Source organism: Protofrankia sp. CiP1_Cm_nod1 (assembly GCF_920888515.1).
Lineage (GTDB): Bacteria > Actinomycetota > Actinomycetes > Frankiales > Frankiaceae > Protofrankia.
This window is the reverse complement of sequence record NZ_CAKKTM010000289.1, coordinates 1-4,200: the sequence shown is the minus strand read 5'-3', so window position 1 is coordinate 4,200 and position 4,200 is coordinate 1. Positions and strand designations below refer to the sequence as shown.

Genomic DNA, 4,200 nt, shown 5'->3' with positions numbered 1-4,200 from the left:
GGCGTGACCCGGCCGGGCGTGACCCGGCCAGCGCGGGCCCGGCCGGGCGTGACCTGGCCGGGCGGCGCCTGGCCAGGGGGCGCTCAGCCGGAGGGCGCTCAGCCGGAGGGCGCCTGGTCAGGGGGGTGGCGGTACGGCTCGCGGCGGCGCTGGCGGTGCTGTTCGGGGCGGCGACGCTCGCCTTCGCGGCGCTGCAGCTCGTCCCGGGCGACCCGGTGGCGGTGCTGCTCGGGCCGTCCACCACCGCCTCCGCCGAGGTACGGGCGCAGATCCGGGAGGACTACGGCTTCGACCGGCCCGTCGTGGCGCAGTACGCCTCCTACCTCGGCCATCTCCTGCGCGGGGACCTCGGCGAGTCCTACCAGCTCCAGCGTCCCGTGGCCGAGCTGATCGACAGCCAGCTCTGGCCGACCGTCCAGCTCGCCCTGGCCGCGGTCGTGCTGGCCGTCGCCGTCGCGGTGCTCTCCGCGGTGACGACGGCCGGGCGGCCGCTGCCGCGCGCGCTGGCCTCCGCCTGGGAGCTGGTGGCGGTGTCCACGCCGTCGTACTGGCTCGGCATCGTCCTGCTCACGTTTTTCTCGTTCCGGCTGACGATCTTTCCGGTGGCCGGGGCGGAGGGCTTCGCCTCGCTGGTCCTGCCCGCGGTCACCCTGGCGCTGCCGGTCGCCGGGGTGCTCGCGCAGGTGCTGCGCGAGGGCCTGGAGACGGCGCTGGCCCAGCCGTTCGTGGTCACCGCCCGGGCCCGCGGGCTGACCCGCACGGCGGTGCGGTTCCGGCACGCGCTGCGCCACGCGGCGGTGTCGCTGGTGACGCTGACCGGCTGGCTGACCGGCACGCTGCTCGGCGGCGCGGTGCTGGTCGAGGTCGTCTTCGCCCGCCCCGGCATCGGGACGCTGACCCTGCAGGCGGTAGGGAACAAGGACATGCCGGTGGTGATCGGCGTCGTGCTGATCTCCGCCTTCGTCTTCGTCCTGATCTCGACCGTGGTGGACCTCGCCTACCTCGCCATCGACCCGCGACTGAGGAAGGGGTGAACCGGCGGTGACCACCACCCAGCCCGGCCTGCTCACCGGCCCGGCCCCGGCCCTGACCGCGGCCGGCCGGGCCGCCAGCCGGTCGCGGCGGCGCAGACAGCTCTCGCGCGCCGGCGTCGCGCTGGCCGGGGCGCTGCTCGTCGTGCTCGCGCTGGTCGCGATCGCCCCGGGCCTGTTCACCGGCCAGGCCCCGAACGAGACCGACCTCGGCCAGACGATGGCCGCCCCCAGCGGCGCGCACTGGTTCGGCACCGACCAGCTCGGCCGGGACGTCTTCGCCCGGGTGCTGCACGGCGCCCGCACCTCGCTGCTGGTCGGCGCCGGCTCCACGGTGTTCGCGCTGCTCGGCGGCACGGTGCTGGGGCTGGCCGCGGCGCTGTCCGGCCGGGTGGGCGACCAGGTGCTGATGCGGTTCGCCGATGTCCTGCTGTCGCTGCCGTCCCTGCTGCTGGCGCTGCTGGCGGTGACGGTGCTCGGCACCGGGACGGTGAACGTCATGCTCGCGGTCGCGATCGCCTTCGTGCCCGGCTACGCCCGGATCGTGCGGGCGGAGGCGCTGGTGGTCCGCCGCTCCGGGTACGTCGAGGCGGCGGTCGGGCTCGGGCTGCCCCGGCCGGTGCTCATCGCCCGCCACGTCCTGCCGAACACCCTCGGCCCGCTGCTGGTCCTCGGCGCCGTCGGCTTCGGCACGTCGGTGATCTACGCGTCCGGGCTGAGCTTCCTCGGCCTGGGCGCCGGGCCGCCGTCACCGGAATGGGGTGCGATGCTCTCCGAGGGCCGTGACTTCCTGGCGTCCGCGTGGTGGATCGGGGTGTTCCCCGGGCTCGCCATCACCGCGACGGTGGTCGCGGTCAACGTCGTCGGCCGGTTCGCCCAGCGCCGCTTCGCCGGGAGGACGTCATGACCGGCCCGGCGGGCAACATAGACCTGGCGGACAACGTGGATCCGACGCCGGTCGTCCCCTCGGCGAGGCCTGCCGCGTCGGCGGAGCCCCTGCTGGTCGTGGACGGGCTCGATGTCACCTTCACCACCGGCGGCGCGGCGGTGCACGCCGTCCGCGACGTCTCGTTCACCCTGGACGCGGGCCGCTGCCTGGCGCTGGTGGGGGAGTCCGGCTCGGGCAAGAGCGTCACCGCGCGTACCCTCGTCGGCCTCACCGGTGGGAACGCCACCCTCAGCGCGCGCCGGCTGCGCTTCGCCGGGGAGGACCTGGCCGCGTTCACCGAGGCGCGGTGGCGGGCCGTGCGCGGCCGGCGGATCGGCCTGGTGCTCCAGGACGCGCTGGTGTCGCTGGACCCGCTGCGCACGGTCGGCGCCGAGATCGCGGAGGTGCTGCGCACCCACCGGGTCGTCCCGCGCGCCGAGACCGACGCCCGGGTGCTGGAACTGCTCGACGACGTCGGCGTGCCCGAGCCGGCCCGACGCGCCCGGCAGTACCCCCACCAGCTCTCCGGCGGGCTGCGCCAGCGGGCGCTCATCGCCTCGGCGATAGCCGCCGGCCCCGCCCTGGTGCTGGCCGACGAGCCGACCACAGCCCTGGACGTCACGGTGCAGGCGCAGGTGCTCGACCTGCTGCGGCGGCACAAGCTCGACGGCGCCGCGCTGCTGCTGATCAGCCACGACCTCGCCGTCGTCGGCGGGCTCGCCGACGACATCGCGGTGATGTACGCCGGCCACATCGTCGAACACGGCCCGGCCGAACAGATCCTCGGCGGCCCCCGCCACCCCTACACCCGGGCGCTGCTCGACGCCGTGCCCGTCACCCACACCAAGGGCACCCGGCTCGCTCCCGGCACACCGCGCGGCCCGCTGCCAGGGCCGGCGGGATGCCCGTACGCGGACCGCTGCCCGCGGGCGGACGACCGCTGCCGCGAACGCCTGCCGGCCCGCGTCGTGCCCGCGGGCGCGCACCGCCGGCACGACGTGCTGTGCTGGCACCCGTTCGAGGCCCCGCCCATCGGGGTCCTGTCCACCGCCCCGGCAGCGGATGCCCCGGCAGCGGACGTCACGGCAACGGTTGACGCCTGGGCAGGCACTTCCGAGGCGGCGAGCGCCGCCATTACGCTGTCAGGCTCCGGTACGGCCGGTGCCGCCTCCGGCGCCGTTCCCGGTACCGCGGCCGCGACACCCCGGCCGGTGGCCCCGGGTGACGCGCCCGGGATGGGCGCCCCGCCCAGGCAGCGGGTGGACGCGGCAGCCACCGGTGAGGCGCTGCTGGAGGTCGAGGGCATCTCCAGGCGTTTCCGCTCCCCGGACGGCACCTGGCGGGACGCCGTACGGGACGTGTCGCTGCGGCTGCGCGCCGGCGAGACGCTGGGTGTCGTCGGCGAGTCGGGCTCGGGGAAGACGACCGTGGCCCGCATCGTCCTCGGCCAGCTTGAGCCGGACACCGGGACGGTCCGCTTCGACGGGCAGCCGTGGAGCGGGCTGCGTGAGCGCGCGCGGCGCGCCCGCCGCCGCCACATCCAGGCGATCTATCAGGATCCGCTGGGCTCGTTCGACCCCCGCTACCGCGTCGAGCGCATCATCGGCGAGGCCGTGGCCATCGGCGGCGTTCCGCGGGACGCCGGTCGGGCCATCGGCGGCGTTCCGCGACAGGCCGGTGCGGCCATCGGCGGCGCCCTTCGGGACGCCGGTCCGGCCGGTCCCGGCGCTCCGCGGGGCGCGGCCCGCCGGGACCGGGTCGTGGAGCTGCTCGAGCAGGTCGGGCTGCCCGCGGACGTGCTGCGCCGCCGTCCGCTGGAGCTCTCCGGCGGGCAGCGGCAGCGGGTGGCGATCGCCCGCGCGCTGGCTCCCGGGCCCGATCTGATCGTCTGCGACGAGCCGGTGTCCGCCCTCGACGTGTCGATCCAGGCACAGATCCTCGACCTGCTCGCCGGGCTGCAGCGCGACCTGGGGGTCGCGCTGCTGTTCATCTCCCACGACCTGGGGGTCATCCACCACGTCAGCGACCGGATCATCGTGATGAAGGACGGCCAGGTGGTGGAGACCGGCGACGTCGCCACGGTGTTCGCCCGGCCCGCGCACGCCTACACCCGGCAGCTGCTGGCCGCCGTGCCACGACCGGTCGGCGGCCGCGCCGCGCCGCCCGGCCCGCCGGACGCCGGGCCCGCCCCGGACCTGGCGCCGGCCGCGGACATCCTGAGCGTGGTGTCGCGATGACGAC

At 76.2% G+C, this 4,200-nt stretch carries 3 protein-coding genes; all 3 read left to right on the top strand.

Features of this window, described 5'->3' with window-relative positions:
- The first annotated feature begins 68 nt into the window (after positions 1 to 68).
- Genes NBX02_RS13170 through NBX02_RS13160 form a run of 3 tightly spaced genes read left to right on the top strand, consistent with a single transcriptional unit; the run spans position 69 to position 4,196 of the window.
- Positions 69 to 1,034, top strand: coding sequence for an ABC transporter permease (locus NBX02_RS13170; RefSeq protein WP_445548411.1), 966 nt, complete (start codon positions 69 to 71; stop codon positions 1,032 to 1,034).
- 7 nt (positions 1,035 to 1,041) lie between these two features.
- The gene (locus tag NBX02_RS13165) at positions 1,042 to 1,938 is read left to right on the top strand and encodes an ABC transporter permease (RefSeq protein WP_250285766.1); all 897 of its coding nucleotides are present in this window, start codon (positions 1,042 to 1,044) and stop codon (positions 1,936 to 1,938) included.
- Positions 1,935 to 4,196 (top strand): dipeptide ABC transporter ATP-binding protein, encoded by a 2,262-nt coding sequence (locus tag NBX02_RS13160; RefSeq protein ID WP_445548410.1) that lies wholly within the window; start codon positions 1,935 to 1,937, stop codon positions 4,194 to 4,196. Before NBX02_RS13165 ends, NBX02_RS13160 begins: the two co-directional genes overlap by 4 nt.
- Positions 4,197 to 4,200 lie beyond the last annotated feature (4 nt).

Bases quoted from the DNA above. Each gene is read 5' to 3' on its own strand.
- NBX02_RS13160 (WP_445548410.1), top strand. From the start codon at position 1,935: ATGACCGGCCCGGCGGGCAACATAGACCTGGCGGACAACGTGGATCCG.